This is a genomic window from Archangium violaceum Cb vi76 (assembly GCF_000733295.1).
GTDB classification, from domain to species: Bacteria; Myxococcota; Myxococcia; order Myxococcales; family Myxococcaceae; genus Archangium; species Archangium violaceum.
The window spans coordinates 1-15415 of sequence record NZ_JPMI01000098.1; the positions used below are offsets into that span (position 1 = coordinate 1).

The 15415-nt window shown below is 65.2% G+C and carries 13 protein-coding genes and 1 tRNA gene; 9 read left to right on the top strand and 5 right to left on the bottom strand.

The features are described from left to right. Positions 1-234 precede the first annotated feature (234 nt). From Q664_RS54840 to Q664_RS59075, 3 genes are all read left to right on the top strand, one after another. Positions 235-642 (top strand): hypothetical protein, encoded by a 408-nt coding sequence (locus Q664_RS54840; RefSeq protein ID WP_235216712.1) that lies wholly within the window; start codon positions 235-237, stop codon positions 640-642. 32 nt (positions 643-674) lie between these two features. Continuing rightward, positions 675-1070 (top strand): hypothetical protein, encoded by a 396-nt coding sequence (locus Q664_RS15615; RefSeq protein WP_043395308.1) that lies wholly within the window; start codon positions 675-677, stop codon positions 1068-1070. Positions 1071-1141: 71 nt separating this feature from the next. Then, positions 1142-1288, top strand: coding sequence for a hypothetical protein (locus Q664_RS59075; RefSeq protein ID WP_160174416.1), 147 nt, complete (start codon positions 1142-1144; stop codon positions 1286-1288). A 182-nt stretch (positions 1289-1470) separates the two neighbouring features. Here the strand turns inward: Q664_RS59075 and Q664_RS57730 are convergent. Then, positions 1471-1601 (bottom strand) — tRNA-OTHER (locus tag Q664_RS57730). Here Q664_RS57730 and Q664_RS15620 point away from each other — a divergent pair. Beyond that, positions 1566-1799: an aldehyde dehydrogenase family protein gene (locus tag Q664_RS15620; RefSeq protein WP_043395312.1), complete on the top strand. Its 234-nt coding sequence runs from the start codon at positions 1566-1568 to the stop codon at positions 1797-1799. The genes Q664_RS57730 and Q664_RS15620 overlap by 36 nt on opposite strands. Positions 1800-1818: 19 nt before the next feature. Here Q664_RS15620 and Q664_RS15625 read toward each other — a convergent pair whose 3' ends face one another. Further along, complete coding sequence (locus Q664_RS15625) at positions 1819-4011, bottom strand: ATP-binding protein (RefSeq protein ID WP_043395387.1); 2193 nt, start codon at positions 4009-4011, stop codon at positions 1819-1821. Positions 4012-4353: 342 nt separating this feature from the next. Between Q664_RS15625 and Q664_RS15630 the strand changes: the two genes are divergently transcribed. After that, the gene (locus Q664_RS15630; RefSeq protein ID WP_268811398.1) at positions 4354-5571 is read left to right on the top strand and encodes a CocE/NonD family hydrolase; all 1218 of its coding nucleotides are present in this window, start codon (positions 4354-4356) and stop codon (positions 5569-5571) included. 270 nt (positions 5572-5841) lie between these two features. On the opposite strand, the gene Q664_RS15635 is transcribed toward Q664_RS15630, so the two are convergent. Continuing rightward, positions 5842-6663, bottom strand: coding sequence for an alpha/beta hydrolase (locus Q664_RS15635; protein WP_043395317.1), 822 nt, complete (start codon positions 6661-6663; stop codon positions 5842-5844). A gap of 174 nt (positions 6664-6837) precedes the next feature. Between Q664_RS15635 and Q664_RS15640 the strand changes: the two genes are divergently transcribed. Then, positions 6838-7764 (top strand): LysR family transcriptional regulator, encoded by a 927-nt coding sequence (locus Q664_RS15640; protein ID WP_043395319.1) that lies wholly within the window; start codon positions 6838-6840, stop codon positions 7762-7764. Here Q664_RS15640 and Q664_RS54845 read toward each other — a convergent pair. Next, entirely contained in the window at positions 7721-8248 is a 528-nt protein-coding gene (locus tag Q664_RS54845; RefSeq protein WP_075207443.1) for a M23 family metallopeptidase, read from the bottom strand. The genes Q664_RS15640 and Q664_RS54845 overlap by 44 nt on opposite strands. Before the next feature lie 366 nt (positions 8249-8614). Here Q664_RS54845 and Q664_RS15645 point away from each other — a divergent pair, with 366 nt between their 5' ends. Together Q664_RS15645 and Q664_RS15650 are read left to right on the top strand one after the other, a co-directional pair. Then, positions 8615-9841: a hypothetical protein gene (locus tag Q664_RS15645; RefSeq protein WP_052518172.1), complete on the top strand. Its 1227-nt coding sequence runs from the start codon at positions 8615-8617 to the stop codon at positions 9839-9841. 484 nt (positions 9842-10325) lie between these two features. Then, entirely contained in the window at positions 10326-10559 is a 234-nt protein-coding gene (locus tag Q664_RS15650) for an L-asparaginase family protein (protein WP_152622122.1), read from the top strand. 366 nt (positions 10560-10925) lie between these two features. Here Q664_RS15650 and Q664_RS15655 read toward each other — a convergent pair whose 3' ends face one another. Next, positions 10926-14471 carry a tetratricopeptide repeat protein gene (locus Q664_RS15655; RefSeq protein ID WP_235216713.1) on the bottom strand — a complete coding sequence of 1182 codons (3546 nt, stop codon included), beginning with the start codon at positions 14469-14471 and terminating at the stop codon, positions 10926-10928. Between the two features lie 343 nt (positions 14472-14814). On the opposite strand from Q664_RS15655, the gene Q664_RS15660 reads away from it, so the two are divergent. Continuing rightward, a complete protein-coding gene (locus Q664_RS15660) occupies positions 14815-15402 on the top strand; it encodes a Uma2 family endonuclease (RefSeq protein WP_043395323.1) in 588 nt (195 codons plus the stop codon). Positions 15403-15415 lie beyond the last annotated feature (13 nt).

The following is a 15415-nucleotide window of genomic DNA, read 5'->3' on the forward strand; positions in this document are numbered from 1 at the left end:
CCCTCAAAACTTCGGATCTCGACAAACCGGGCAGCACCGGGAAGCGCTCTGCCGCCATCCGACTCGTCCACTCAGCCGAGGTTGGAGGTTGAACGGGAATGCAGGTAGGCAACGCAACGAAGCACAGAGGGAAAGGCAATGCACCCACCAGGTCTAACGCGGTTGATGGCGCTGCTAACTGCCGTGGCTATGGCAAACCTCGGATGCGCCCACACGCAAGTGCCCGAGCGAAAGATGTACCTAATCGCCGAGGACGCAAGCAGCATCAACTTTCAAGAAGATGTGCGCGGAATCGGCGGCTCTGGCGCAGAGGCTTACTGCAACGAACTGCAAATACAGTGCTACGACACGTGTTGGAGGCGCAAGCCGCCGGTTTGGAGCATCAAGAAACACTCCGCCGTACACCGCGAATACTGCACCACGAAATGCCGCAAAGAATTCAATGAGTGCGTGGACAAGCAAGAGGAACTTGAGCGGCAAGAATCACACAGCAAGAAAATGGCGTTCCCAAACATCGACGCTGCACTCGACTGGCTCAAAGAACACGCAGCCGAGGCGCCGCCCGGAACCAATGTGGTCGTGGCCGGAGCAGGCTTTATTATTGTCATAGTTGGTGGCGCGCTCTTTCTCGCCCCTATCTAACCCCACCAGAAAGCGAAAGGCTCGGCGCCACCATGCCCTACATTCCAGATTTCGACACAGACGCAATCCTCAGCACTCTTAACTCAATCATCCAGCAGCACCCGGAGGGCTCACCAGAAAGGGATGCAATCGAACTCGCACAGATTGCATTGATCTACCCCCGCCACATCAGGAAAGAGGATGATTTCCGCAGGTTCTACAGAGATATTTTCGATCCCTCGTTCAAACTCAAAGTCTCTCATGAGTTCGAAACACGGGGAGACGCAGACAAATGGCTTGCCAGCGGGAAGGCCGAGGACGCAGAGCGCGTCAGAATCGCTGGCAAGGGTTTCATGGTCGTTCGATTGCCTGGGAGGTTTACGTTCATGAGCGCACCTCTTGAGGGGGAAGAGGTGGAGGAAGACGAATCGGGAGAGGATTCCGAGTAAGCGATACAAGCTTACGGGAATGTCACCTTGCCGGCTGCGACCGCGAGCTCTTCCCGCTCGATGCCGTCGCCTTGCTGCACGAGGCCAGCCAGGGGGCTCATCGCGAGCTGGATCGCCTCGCCTCCCTCTGTCTGCGTGAGGCCGCTCGACGCAAGCGCAAGCTCGTCGACTCCGACATCGCCCGGAGCGTCCTCGACCGCCAGGTCTCCTCCTCCTGATGCCTTGCATGCGGCGGGCCGCTCCTCTCCCGGGTGGCGGCTCGTCGCCTTCCCATCACCCGCCGTGGTGCACCACCACCGGCGTGATGCCCATCAACCAGCTTGCGCGTCAACACCCCAAAAGCAAGCCGCGCCCCCCTGCCAGGAGGGGGGCGCGGCTCGGAGCGGCGGGTAACTTCTAGTGGAAGCGGCGGGAATCGAACCCGCCGCCTGGCACTCCCAGAGCGGGCCTGGCGGAGTTTCGTGGGAGCCTGGCGGTAGCGTGTGCCCTGGCGAGGTGTGGCCGCTGCGAGGCCAGTCATTCTACGCTCCCGCCGTGGTGTACCCGGTGACGGGTGAGATGCGTCTGGCCCACGAGGAGCAGTTTGGCCCGGTCATTCCGGTGATGGTGTTCGACAACGACGAGGAGGTCGTGCGCTTCGTCGTCGATTCCAACTTCGGCCAGCAGTTGAGTCTCTTTGGCCGGGACTCGGAGCGCATCGGGAAATTCACCACCGACTTCCTCTTCTGACGGAGGGGGGCGAGCGCGGCTACGAGGCGTGCATCAACCCGGTGGAGTGCAGGGGCAGCTCCAGGATGAAGGTGGCCCCGTGCCCTGCTCCCTCGCTGTGGACCGTCAGCGAGCCGCCCATCTCCTGGGCGGCCACCGCACTGGAGTGCAGGCCAAAGCCGTGGCCACTCTGACGCGTGGTGAAGCCGTACTGGAAGATGCGCGTGAGCTGCTCCGGTGCGATTCCCACCCCGGTGTCTCGCACCTCGATGCGGACGCGGTCGGCGGCGGAGTGCTCCAGCTTCACGGTCAGCCGCCGCTCCTCCGGCGGTATCGCATCCATGGCGTATTTGGCGTTGCTGAACAGGTTGACGAGGATCATCAGGACCTTGTGCTTGTCGGTGAGCACGGGGGGGATGGGGGCCAGTTGCCGCTCCACCTTGACCTGATGGCGGGAGAGACCGGCCTCGTTGATGCGCAGGGCGTCCTCCACCAACTCCGTCAGGCTGACCGCCTCCTGGAGCCGCGGCATCCGGGCGTGGTTTTGTTGCACCTTGACGATGTCGCCGATGTGCTCGGTATACCGGCCGATGTCACCGAGCAGCTCGAGCATGCCCCCTCGATCGTCCAACAGGTTCTTCCCCAGCTTGTCCAGGAAGGGAAGGAGGTTCCGCCCGCGGTCGTCCTGGGTGACGAAGGTGTTGAGCTCGCCCTGGTGCTCCTGGAGCAGGTGCGCCACCCGGCCCACGTGCTCGAGCTTCATCCCGAGCATGCGCTCCCGGGCGAGCTGGGCCGCGGTGTAGACGCTGTTGAGGACATTGCCCACGTTGTGCAGCACGTTGGTGGCGATCTCCGCCATGCCCGCCTGCCGGGCCGTCTGCAGGAGCTGCTGGTGGACCTCCTTCAGCTCCCGGGTGCGCTCCTCCACACGTTGCTCCAGGCCCTCGTTGGCCTGCCGCAGGGCTTCCTCTCGCTGCCGCACCTCCTGGGCCATCCGCTCGAAGGAGCGGGCCAGCTGTCCCAGCTCGTCCTGGCGTGAGGTCTCCAGGGAGACTCCGAAGTCGCCGGCCGTCACCTGGGCCGTGGCCTGGGTGAAGGCCTGGAGCGGGCGGGAGAGCTGCTCCCTGAGCACCCAGAACATGATGAGCAGCTCCACGAGCAGCGACACGAGGCCGAACACCAGCACATAGCGCGCGGCCTCGATGGCTTTCGAGGTCACCACGCTCTCGGGCAGCACCGTGACGAAGTTCCACCCCGGGCCCCGCAGCTGTGCCACGGCGATGTACTCGTCGTACTCGGGCAGCTCCACCACGGTCTGCCCGGGCTCGCGGCGCTTCACCGCCTCGAAGATGCTCCGCAGATGGGCCTGCTGCTCCGCGGTGGGGCGCCCCGGCTGCGAGCCCTCCGGCTTTGGGGGGGCCAGGATGTCGTAGCCGCCCGTCAGGCTGTCCAGCTTGATCTCGGGATGGGCGACGAGCTGGCCATCATCGCGGAAGATGAGGTTGTGCGCGCCGGGCAGGTGGTCGATGAGGGTGCGCGACAGCAGCTCATCGACGAGCACGTCGTTGCCGAGCGTCGCCACATGCTGGCCGTCCTGGTCCACCGGGGTGACGGCGGAGAGCAGCCATTTTCCGGAGGTGTCATCCTTGTAGCTGCGGGTCCAGGTCACCTGCCGCAGGGGATTCTCCTGGGGCCGGGTGAGGGTGAAGTACTCGAAGGAGAGCAGCGGGTAGTCGGCCCCGACGTCCTGGGTCCAGTTGGGGACCTCCGGCCAGTACAGCACGTTCACCCCCTCCGTCAGGACGATGAAGGTGTTGATGTGGCGGGTGCGGTAGGCGGGTCCGTATTGGGCCATCACGTCATACGCGGCCAGCACCCGGCGTTGGAATCCGGTATCCACCTTCACGCCCGGAGTGATCCACACGCCTGGCACCCGCGTTCCATCGAAGCCCTGGGGACGAGTGCGAATCGTCCCATCGGCCCGGCGCTCGAACATGCCGTGGAAGCGGGCAGTGGGATCCTCCTGGCTCGTGGCCTGGAGCCGTTCTTCGAAGGCCTTCTTGATGAGGGCGTGGGTCTCCTCCGAGAGGACGAAGATGGCCTGCTCCCGTTGGACGCGCTCTTCGACGTGCCGTGCCAGATGTTCCAGGCTCTCGTCGCGCATGGTGCGCAGGATGTGGAGGTAGCTGACGAGCGTGGTCAGGGCGATGACCACGCCGATGCGCACCGCCATCTGGATGAGGGTCCGGCGTGCGAGGGTGGAATGGAAGTGGGAGGGAGGCTGCATGAAGGATGACCGGCGCATGGTCTGCTCCTGACGTCCACCAGCATCCCTCAAGGGATGGGGGCATATACAAGTGCTCCCCCAAGCAGCAGGCGCGTGGCAGGCGAGCGTGGCGCTCGAGGCAGCGGCCAGGCGCTCGAGGCAGCGGCCAGGAAGGAGCCGCAGAAGGAGAGGACGCCTCCACCCAGAGTGCACAGCGCCCTGGGGGATGGGGTGATGCTCCGGGCCACCTTCCATCTCCCGCCTCGGCTGCCGCGCTGCCGCCAATCACACTGGCTCCCATGGTAGGGTGTGCCATGCGAGCCATCGTGCTTGGCCTCCTCTTTGTCTGGTCCGGCGACGATGCGCTGGATCGAGCAACAAGACTGGTGCGACGGCAACATCGGCTCTTTCGGCGCCTCCGCCGAGGGCATCGTGCAGCTCCTGGCGCTCCCAGATGCGCCGGACTCGCTGCGCTGTGCCCACGTACAGAACGCTTCCGACAATCTGTACGACTCGCTCATGCCAGGCGGCGCCTGGCGCGCCGAGCTGACGACGTCTTGGCTCAACGGCTTTCCGACGCCGACGACGCTCGCCGCCTGGCGCGCCCACGAAGCAAAGAGCACCTACTGGGACCCGGTGATCATCGATGCGGCCGAGCGCAGCCGGATTCGCGCTCGCGTGTACATGACCTCGGGTTTCTTCGACATCTTCGCGCTGCAGCAAACAGCGGCATTCTCGCACTACGTGACGGACTCGGCGCCGGGCTCCGGTCACACGTTGGTGCTCGGCCCCTGGACGCACGGCGACGCGCAGACTCCAATCGGTGAGCTCGCCTACGCGAACGTGGCCGCACCGACGGACGACAACCTCGCATTCTTCAACCATTGCCTCAAAGGGCAGGGAACTCCCAACTGGCTGTCGCTGCGCTACTTCGTCACGCAGATTGGCGACGACGGTGCGGCTGCGACCGGAGAGTGGCGACAGGGCACGCTCTGGCCGCCTCCGGAGAGCATCCTGACGCCTTGGTATCTCACCGCCGCGCAAGACGTCACGACGTTGACCGTCGATCCTTCAAACCCGGTTCCGACCGTGGGCGGGGCGAACCTCTCCGTGGCGGACGGTCCTCGCGATCAGTCGGCGCTCGATGCGCGCGGCGACGTGCTGACGATCACCACCGCGCCGGGAACTTCCGACTACGAGCTCATCGGCAACCCCAAGGCCCGGATCTACGCGGCGAGCGCCACGACGGATGTCGACGTCGTCGTGCGCCTGACGCAGGTCGCGCCGAATGGCAAGTCGCTCCTGCTCACCGACGGTGTGCGCCGCGGGCGCTTCGTCGCCGATCCGTCCATGCTCACGCCGCTCACGCCAGGAGCACCCGTCCCGTTCGAGCTCGACCTGGGTCCGGTTGCCGTGCGGGTGAAGGCGGGTCACAGCCTCCGCGTGGCGATCAGCGGGACGAACTCGCCGCACTACGAAGTGAATCCAAACGTCGCCGAGCCGTTGTCCTCATCGCCGCCCCCGTGATGACGACGCTCACCCTCTACACGGATCCGGCGCACCCAAGCACGGTCACCTTGCCCGTGGCGAGCGGAACACCACCGCTACCACCACCACCGCCACCGCCGCCCGGTGAGGGCGTCGACACTGGCGCTCCCACAGGCTGCAACTGCGGAGCCGGCCCTGGCCAGGCTGTCAGCATGTGGGTGGCCAGGGGCATCATCTTCGCGCTGCGCCGTCGCCGCCGCCACGAGTAGCGCGCATCGAGGGTGAGGGTGGCATCCCTGGAACACGGCGCTACTGCATCGGGACCGGCTGCGGATTCCGCGCCCACTCGAGCGCAGCGGTGGCGACCTCTTCCCAGCCCTTCTCCCCGACGATGAAGTGGTCGCGGCCAGCGAACTCGCGGAAGGCGACGATGCCGCTCCGGTACTTCCTGGCGTTATCGCGGTTGAGTGCCGCGGGCATGATGTGGTCGTGCTCTCCGGCGATGAAGAAGAGGGGCGCTCGGTCTTCCTTGTGGAAGTCCACCTTCGCGGCGGTGTTCGGGTTCAAGTTGATGGTCGCGCCTTCGAAGAGGATTCGGCCCGGCGCGGCGACAGCGTAGCGCTCATACGCCTCCCGGCTCTCCTCCTCGCTCAGCGTGTTGGTGAAGGCGTAGTGGAACTCTTCGTGGGTGAACGGCACCGCGCGCTTCACGTTCGCCGGATTCTTGAGCACGGGGAACGTCGAACGCACTTGAGTCAGCGGCACCCGCAGCACCCCCTTCACCGGCGCCGAATCAATCACCACCCCCGCTGCACCCAATCCCCGGTCGAGCAGGAGCTGCACCACCGTGCCGCCGAACGAGTGGCCGATGAGGATGGGCTTGGAGGGGAGCGCCTCGATGATGCTCGCGTAGTGGTCCACCACCTTCTGCACGCTCAGCTCGGCAATCGGCGAGGAGTCCTTGCGCAGGCCGTCCACTTCACCCTCCATCCCCGGGTAGGTGGGCGCCAGCACCTTGTACCCACGGGCTTCGTAGAACTTCACCCAGTTCTCCCAGCTACGGGGCGTCACCCACAGGCCGTGAATGAGGACGATGGTGTCGGGGGAATTGTTCTTGCCGGTGGTCTCCATGGCTTTCTCTCTCTCCTGTGCCGCGGGATTCGTGTCGCGTTGATGAGAAGAGTATGTGCATTCGCCATTTCCTCCGGTAGGAACAGATTGCGACAATCACCTTCAACCCGAAGTTGAAGATGGTCAGACGAACCCGCTTCAACCCGTGGTTGAATGCCCTCTGGTAGCAAGTGCGTGGAACCCCTTTCAGCCATCGAAGCCTTCGTACGCAGCGCCGAGCTGGGCAGCTTCTCCTCGGCTGCGCGAAAGCTCGTCCTGACGCCCGCGGCGGTGAGCAAGAGCGTCGCCAGGCTCGAGGACTCGCTGGGGGTGCGCCTGTTCCACCGCACCACGCGCAAGCTCAAGCTGACCGAGGCGGGTGAGCACCTGTTCGCTGACGTGGCGGGAAGTCTGCACACGCTGCAGGAGGCACTCACACGCGTCTCGAGCGAGAGACTCGAACCGACGGGGACGCTCAAGCTGAGCCTCGCTCCAGCGTTCGGGCGCGAGTACGTGCTGCCCGTCTTGAAGCCCTACCGGGAGGCCTGCCCTCGCGTACTTCCCGAGTGGCACTTCGAGAACCGGCAGGTGGATCTCATCGCCGAGGGTTATGACGTCGCGGTGGGCGCCGGGTTGGAGCTGAGCGCGGGGCTCGTAGCGCGGGAGCTGGCGCGCATCCACATCATCGCGGTGTCGTCCAAGGAGTACCTCAAGAAGCACGGCACGCCGAAGACGCCAGAGGAGCTGGCCCATCACCAGGTGATCGCGTTCCGTTCGCCGCGCACGGGCAAGCCACGGGTCTGGACGATGCGGAACCGCGACGGCACCGAGGCCCTCGTCGACCCGAAGCCGGCCATCTTGCTGAGCGAGTTGGACGCGATGGCCGCGGCGGTCCGCGGCGGCATGGGCGTGGCGCTGCTGCCGACCTCGCAGGTGCTGGCGGATCTGGAGCGCGGCACGGCCGTCCGCGTGCTCCCGGAGTGGTACGCCGACGGCGGCCCCTTGCTCGTCTACTTCTCGAGTCAGCGCCTGCTGCCCGCGCGGGTTCGCGTGTTCATCGAGCTGCTCGCGGCCCACTTCAAGCAAGAGAAGCTCGCGCAGCGGTTCCGGGCGGATCGGTAGAGGAGGAAGCCCCGCCCCAGTTCCACCGAGCCACGGGGCCCCACCCGGACTTCCAGCCCTGGAGCCGCGCTGAGCCGCTGGGTCGCGGCCCGGCTACAACCCATCGCGCTTCGCGGGATTCTCCAGCACGAGCATCATTCGTCGAAATCTGCCCGTAGCCATAGGCCGCGTACGCATCGGCCAGCGCCTGCTTCTGCGCGCCCGCGAAGAAGTCGTAGGGGTTGAAGCCGATGTTCGTCTTCTTCTCCCGGATCTCGAAGTGCAGGTGCGGCCCGTTCATCGAGCCCGAGGTGGCGAGGAGCTGTCCGGGGACGACGGTGTCGCCGACCTCCACCCCGGACGCGAGCTGGTTCAGGTGGCCGAAGATGACGATGTAATCCCCCGCCTGAATGGTGAGGGAAATCTCGTGCGAATAGCCACACACCGGGTCCTGGCACGGGCCCCCGTGCCACGGGCAGGACGTCCCGTCACCGGCGCAGACCACCGTCCCTCCGACAGGCGAGTACCGAGCTTGAAGGTAGCGAGCAGGAGAAGAACGGGGCGCGCCAGTCGCGCGGCCAGCGCGCTGCGCATCGAGGCTCGAGGTGACATGGGGCCTCCAGGACCGCGCCCTTCCGAGAAGATTCGGAGAGAGCGGTGCTCATCCTAGACCACACGGTAGGCCTCGCGGCAGATGCCTATACTCCTCCGGGCACGCGGATGGAAACCCTTCCTTCTCCTCAGCTACAACTGGGGCTACGCCATGCTAACGACCTTCCGACGTGTGTCCGTTCTGGTCCTCGCCTCCGCGCTCCTTGCCTGCGCCACGCGTGGTGCAACGCCCACCTCCGAGCCCTCCACCGAATCGCCGATGAAGACACCTTCCGCCCTGGACTCCTCCGCCGAGCAGTACGTGAAGCTGGTCCTCGCCGTGGGCCAGCATGATGCCCACTACGTAGACGCGTACTACGGGCCCGAGGCCTGGGCGAAGGAGGCCGAAGTCGCGAAGCTGCCCCTGCCAGTGATTGGCGAGCGCACCGCCGCGCTGGTGAAGCAGGTGGAAGCGGTGCCGGTGCCCGGGGATGAACTCGTCGCGATGCGCCGCCGTTTCCTGCTGACCCAGCTCTCGGCCCTCGGCGCGCGCGTGCGGATGCTGTCGGGAGAGACGCTGACGTTCGACGAGGAGAGCCAGGCTCTCTATGCCGCGCGAGACCCGGGGCACACCGAGGCGGAGTTCGAAGCGGTACTCGCCGAGCTGGAGCGGCTCGTACCCGGCCAGGGTTCACTGTCCGAGCGTCTGGAGCGCTTCCGGAAGGACTTCGTCATTCCCAGGGAGAAGCTGGACGCCGTCTTCCGCGCCGCCATCGAGGAGTCGCGCCGCCGCACGCTGAAGCACGTGGCGTTGCCCGCCCACGAGACGTTCACCCTGGAGTACGTCAACAACAAGCCTTGGGGCGGTTACAACTGGTTCAAGGGCAGCGCGAAGAGCTTGATTCAAATCAACACGGACCTGCCTCTCTTCATCATGCGCGCCATCGACCTCGCCGCGCACGAGGGCTATCCCGGCCACCACGTCTACAATGCGCTGCTGGAGCAGCACCTGGTGCACGAGCGCGGCTGGGTGGAGTTCTCGGTGTACCCGCTCTTCTCGCCCATGTCGCTCATCGCCGAGGGCAGCGCCAACCATGGCATCGAGCTGGCCTTCCCCGATGCGGAGGCGTACCTGCGCGACGTCCTCTTCCCGCTCGCGGGGCTCGACCCGAAGCGCGCTGCCGACTACGTGCGGATGGAGGAGCTGACCGAGAAGCTGTCCTACGTGGTCAACGAGGTCGCGCGCCGGTATCTCGATGGCACCATGAGCCGGGAGGAGGGGCGCGACTGGCTCGTGCGCTACGGGCTGCTGTCCCCCGAGCGCGCCACCCAGCGGATGGTCTTCATCGACCACAATCGCTCGTACGTCATCAACTACAACCTGGGGCGTGACATGGTGAAGCAGTACGTGGAGCGGAAGGCGGGCTCGGGCGCTTCGCACGAGCGACGCTGGGAGGTGTTCCGCGAGTTGCTGTCCTCGCCAGCGCTGCCTGCCGATCTTCGCTAGAGGCCGCATTCTTCTTGACCGCGCGCGAGGAGCTCAAGCCGTTGGCTGTCTTCACCCTCCGCCCCACCCCTGACATCTTCATGGCGCTCGAGAGCCGGAGTGTGCGAGATCCCTCGGGCCGCGACGTTTCGCGAATGTCGGCGACATGTCGCCGGCAGCCGCCCTCCCCCTCCCAGACCCTTCCCCGCGAGGGTTCTCCTCTGAAGAGCCCCTCATCGGAGTGTTGGCACGAGGCGTGCTCAAGGATTCCCCGAGTTCGCGGAAGCATCCTCGAACCCCGGAGAATCCACCACGATGCATGCCCCCCGTTGGAAGAAGCTGATGTTCGCCGCCAGCCTCGCCGTCCTCCCCGCCTGTGGGATGGAGGCGCCGGACAGCCCCCAGTCCAAGGAGTCCGACCCGTCAGCGCCCACAGTCCTCCCCCGTGTGCGGTACCTCGCACCCGCGGCCCGCCTCGTGCGGTCCGCGGGTGCTTCATTTCGACATGAGCCAGCAGGCGCTGGAGGCCCTCGCCAAGGCCGTCAAGCAGGGCGTGGCCTTGGTCCGCAGCTCGCGCCTCATGAGTGGACTCGTGCCGCGCAAGAGCGAGGTAGACGACGCGCTGGGCTTCGTCGCCTCCGGTAAGCTCAACCCCGCCAAGTCCCGCGTGCTCCTGCAGCTGGCGCTCACCCGGACGAAGGACCCGGCGCAGCTCCAGCGCTACTTCCAGGAGTATTGACGGCCAGGAGATCCTTCACGTCAACGAGCGGCTATTCTCCGCCAGCAGGTACTGGCCATTGACGTTGGCGAAGCCCACCTGGTGGTTCTGAGTGCAGTCCTCCGGGGGCGGCGTGCGCATGTCCATTCATCTCCTCCGGGAATGCTCGGGAATACACCAGGCGCGTTGGGCCATTCGCGTGACATGGGCCTGAAGGAGCAGGACGGTCTCCGGTGTCTGCCCATGATGCTCAACAGCGCCCTGGGGGATGGGGTGATGCTCCGGGCCACCTTCGCTCTCCCGCCTCGGCTGCCGCGCTGCCGCCAATCACACTGGCTCCGTCTTCGTCGTCGCTGTGTTCGTCGTCATCGGACAATCTGTACGACCTCAAGATTCCGTGAAACGGTTGAAAGTGGCGATGCGCTCTTGAAGTTCGGAAGATAGCGGGCGCTGGAGAGCTTCGTGAAGCGCCAGGGAATGTCGAAGAACGATCGCTATGTTCTGAGCAAAGGCGAGCGGGAGTCGTTCGAAGAAAGGCCAAAGCAGTTCGACAGCCTCGTCTACTGTGGAGAGAGCCTCCGCCCTTCTTCCAAGTTCGCTCAATATAGTGCCCAGGTTGTTGAGGCTTCCAGCAAGGTTGGGCAGGAAGGCGTCCGGGTTGCGCTCCGCCAGGGCTCGACGAAGCTCGACGGCCTCCCTGGCCGCCTCCAGCGCCCCCTCTCTTCTTCCCAGTCTGCTCAACATGGTGCCCAGGTTGTTGAGGCTTACAGCGAGGTCGGGCCGGAAGGCATCCGGGTTGCGCTTGGCCAGAGTTCGGTAGACTTCGACGGCCTCTCTCGTTGCCTCCAGCGCCTCCGCCCTTCTTCCCAGTTCGAGCAACCTGGCGCCCAGATTGTTGAGGCTTGCGGCGAGGTTGGGCCTGGATGCGTCCGGGTTGCGCTCCACCTGGGCTCGACGGAGTTCGACGGCCTCTCTCACCGCCTCCAGCGCCTCGGCCCTTCTTCCCAGTTCACTCAACCTGCTGCCTAGATTGTTCAAGCTCATGGCAAGGTCGGGTCCGAAGGAGTCTGGATTGCTGTCCGCCTGGGCTCGACGAAGTTCGACTGCCTCCCTCGCCGCCTCCAACGCCTCCGCCCTTCTTCCCAGTTCACTCAACCTGTTACCCAGATTGTTCAGGCTCATGGCAAGGTCGGGGCCGAAGGCGTCTGGGTTGCGCTCCGCCAAGGCTCGGTAGACTTCGACAGCCTCTCTCGTTGCCTCCAGCGCCTCCGCCCTTTTTCCCAGTTCGCTCAACATGGTGCCCAGGTTGTTGAGGGTTCCAGCAAGGTCGTGCTGGAAGGCGTCTGGATTGCGCTCCGCCAGGGCCCGTTTGAGCTCGACGGCCTTTCTCGCCGCTTCCAGCGCCTCCTCCCTTTTACCCAATTCGCGCAACCTGATGCCCAGGTCTTTGAAAAGCCGTGCCCTTTCAGCGAATTCTCCCTCATCCGCTGAGGCCGGTAGAGCATACAAAAGCTTGCGAGTCGTCCACTCGGCGACTCTACGAAGTGAAACCGTGGACGTGGGAATACCCGCTATCTCCATCTCGCGGGCCAACTCCACGTCACCACCCCCCTCGAGCCGGTCGGCCAGTATGTCTCCAATGACCGACAAGGCGGTACGCCGTCCAATGGCCTTCGCGGTTTCCAGCGCAAGGAGCGCACGAGACCGTAGCGGACCCGCAAGCAGTTGTTCGAGCCACGGACGAACAACATCAGGCTGAGTGGCAGATGCACGGCCAAGCACTTCCAGTCCCGTGCGCACGGCCTGTGGGTCCTCATCGGGAGGGAACACCCGGTCAATCCAATCGGGCAGAGGACGCTCTCCCTGAAGCTTCGGCGAAGCGACTCGAAGAACCATTCCTTCGCCCAAAAGGTCTGGCTCCAGGGCCGGAAGGAACAGGGAAGCCCCCTCGTCCGTGCGCTGATAGATCCGCTGAAGCAGCAGGAGCAGTTCCCTCTCGTCTTTGGAGAAGGAATGACCGAGGAACCGACGGGCAACGGCCATCGCAGCAGAAGGCTCCGCAAATCCTCCACGAAGTGTGGCCGCAGCAACCATCTGGCGAGCCAATGACCGTTGTAGCGAAAACGCCACGTCAGCCTGCTGGGCGCGTACTTCCCAGAAGCGTTCTTCGTGGTCGAGGCTCACGTCCATCAACGTGTTCACCTCGAATGGAAGACCCTCCACCGATGCAAGTGCAGCCATGTGCAGGTAGAGCACCCGCTCGAAATGTTCGTCACTGAGCGAGGGCGGAGAACGCTTCACGTACACCTTGCCTCGCCTCGCAGCGAACCTCTCCGCCGCCTCGTGGAACACCTGCTCGCGCTCGGCCAGCTTGATGGCCAATGGTGACAGTTCACGAGGAGGCGTCGCATCAAGCAAGGCCCCCAAGGACGTGTCAGCCTGCCACAGCGACTGCCACCAATCACCGCTGTTTCGAGCCAGGAGCAAGAGACGCATCCGGCGGAGTACGCCTGTGCCCTCCTGCTTTGAGTAGTGAAGAACGCGAAGGAGCACCTCGCGCAATTCGGAACGGATCTCCGCGTAATCGAGCACCACCAGCACCGGCTGCCCGAGCGACCACAACCGTTCGAACCAGTCACCGGGAACCACCTTCGGCAGGAAACCAGCGGCCCAGCCCATGGCCCTCCGGCGGCGTGTCCATTCCATCGCGAGCCGCGTCTTGCCCACCCCACCCTCGGCATGGAGCAACCGCACCGCGACTGGCGGCCCTTCGTCACACCAGCGCTCGAGCTCCGCGAGGATTTCCTCTCGTCCTCGCTCGTGGAAGGGCACCACCTCGTAGCGCGCATTGAGGAGCGCAGACGGAGGCGGGTTCTCCGGCAGTGTCTCCTCGGTTCCTGGCACCAGGATGTCGTCAAGACCAGGGACCACCTCCACCTCGACGCGCTCGCGGAGGAACGCCAACAGGCACTCGGCCGAGGCCCGGGCGGCGAACTCCTTGAAGTGGTCGTCGCGTCCATGGTTGGCGAAGTCCATCACGCCCTTCATCACCAGCGCGTCGAGCTTCCGGTCCCGTTGAGCGTGGGCCAGCGCGCCGATGGCCGCTGCCTCCATCTCCAAACCCAGCATCTTGCGCATGTGCTCGGAAATGAAGCTCCAGACCTCCTCATCCTCGACGACCTGGTTACCACTGCCCATCGGTGCGACATGGACTTTGAAAGGCACCAGCGAACCAGACGGAGCGCTGTCGGGAAGACGGTTGCGTTGCTTGATGAGAATCCTGCCGATACGCTTCCTCCCCTCGTCGGTGAGGGTGAGCGAGCCATCCTGGACGTGACCGGACGTCCAGAGAGACTCGATGACCTTCTCCCACTGCGGGCAGGCCTCATGACATTCGGGAAGCATCGACGGATCCGCGATGCCCTCGTGCAGCTTCGCCAGTACCCAGTTCTCCTGCCACTCGTAGGGGATGGGACGCCTCTTCCACCATTCCGCATCCCGGAAACGCGCGGCGAAATCGAAGGGCTCGAGCGCCACCTTCCAGTCGTCGCGGAGGTTGTACGTCTTGAGGTCCTGCTGCACCTCCTCGGGGAGCCGCTTACCGGTGTCGTGGAAGAACAACCGCTCCGCCGCGATCACATCCCCGAGATTCGTCTTGCCGGGGCGTCCCGCGCACACGCCGCACATCGCCACGCACCGGGGACGGTATTCCGCCACCAGGGGAAGCAGCGCGTTCGTCGCCGCCACTCCGCCCATGTCCCCCGCCTGTGCCACCGCCACACGGAGTCCCCGATTCCCCTTGCCGTAAAACGTGCGGAACGCGACCGGAAGACCGTTGGGACCCTTCTCTTCCTCCCAGCGACTCCCCGTCCAAGCGCCAGCTTCCACCTGAAGCGCCGCACGGTACTCCAGCGTTATCGCGGTCAGGATCACGACGTCGACACTGCGCTTACGGCCCCCGCTCGCGGACATGGCCGAAGCGTAGCGACGCCTCACGAATCCCGACAAGCAAAGCCCCTACCAGACTTCAGACGCCGACATTTCCAACTCCGGGAGTCCATTCTGGAGCACCTGGGACTGCCCACGGCAGGTGCGAGCCTGACCCCGGCGCGAGCGCCACCCCAGGGCGCAGGGTGTTGAGGCTTACTCCTGGTCGCTGCATCGGGAAAGTGCCCCCGCCTCTCGTCCCTACCTGGGATGTCAGATGGTCGGGTAGACTGGTGGAGTTGGGATGGGGCACCGTCCCGCGGGCGTTCGAACCACCAGGAGGCGACAGATGGGGACGGGGAAGAAGCCGGCAACCTACGAGGACATTGAGGCACTGCCGGTCGGTTGGGTGGGGGAGATTCTGGAGGACGAGTTGGTGGCCTCGCCAAGGCCCGCCATGGGGCATGTCCATACCGCCTCGATCTTGCACATCGTGCTGGGAGCACCCTTCTCCCTGGGGAGCGGAGGGCCCGGTGGGTGGTGGATCGTGTATGAGCCGGAGCTGCACTTCGGCCGGGATGTCCTCGTGCCGGACCTCGCGGGATGGCGCCGCGAGCGCCTGCCGGAGCCGCCGTCTCCAGACGAGCCCTTCATGACGCTCGCTCCGGACTGGATATGCGAGGTGCTCTCGCCCTCGACGGCCCTCATCGACCGGACGCGCAAACTCCCCATCTACCACCGGGAGGGCGTGGCGCACGCCTGGCTGGTGGAGCCGCGCACGCAGACGCTGGAGGTGTTCCGGCGCGAGCCCGTGGGCTGGCTCCTCACCGCGACGCATGGCAACGGGGAAGTCGTGCGCGCCGAGCCCTTCGACGCGGTGCCACTCGGGTTGGGCTCGCTCTGGTTGGGACGCGGTGAGGCTCAGGCCCGGCCATGAGTGGCCCCGGTGG

Bases quoted from the DNA above. Each gene is read 5' to 3' on its own strand.
- Q664_RS15650 (WP_152622122.1), top strand. From the start codon at position 10,326: ATGAGCCAGCAGGCGCTGGAGGCCCTCGCCAAGGCCGTCAAGCAGGGC.
- Q664_RS54840 (WP_235216712.1), top strand. From the start codon at position 235: ATGTACCTAATCGCCGAGGACGCAAGCAGCATCAACTTTCAAGAAGAT.
- Q664_RS15625 (WP_043395387.1), bottom strand. From the start codon at position 4,011: ATGGCGGTGCGCATCGGCGTGGTCATCGCCCTGACCACGCTCGTCAGC.
- Q664_RS15645 (WP_052518172.1), top strand. From the start codon at position 8,615: ATGAAGACACCTTCCGCCCTGGACTCCTCCGCCGAGCAGTACGTGAAG.
- Q664_RS15660 (WP_043395323.1), top strand. From the start codon at position 14,815: ATGGGGACGGGGAAGAAGCCGGCAACCTACGAGGACATTGAGGCACTG.
- Q664_RS15635 (WP_043395317.1), bottom strand. From the start codon at position 6,663: ATGGAGACCACCGGCAAGAACAATTCCCCCGACACCATCGTCCTCATT.
- Q664_RS15615 (WP_043395308.1), top strand. From the start codon at position 675: ATGCCCTACATTCCAGATTTCGACACAGACGCAATCCTCAGCACTCTT.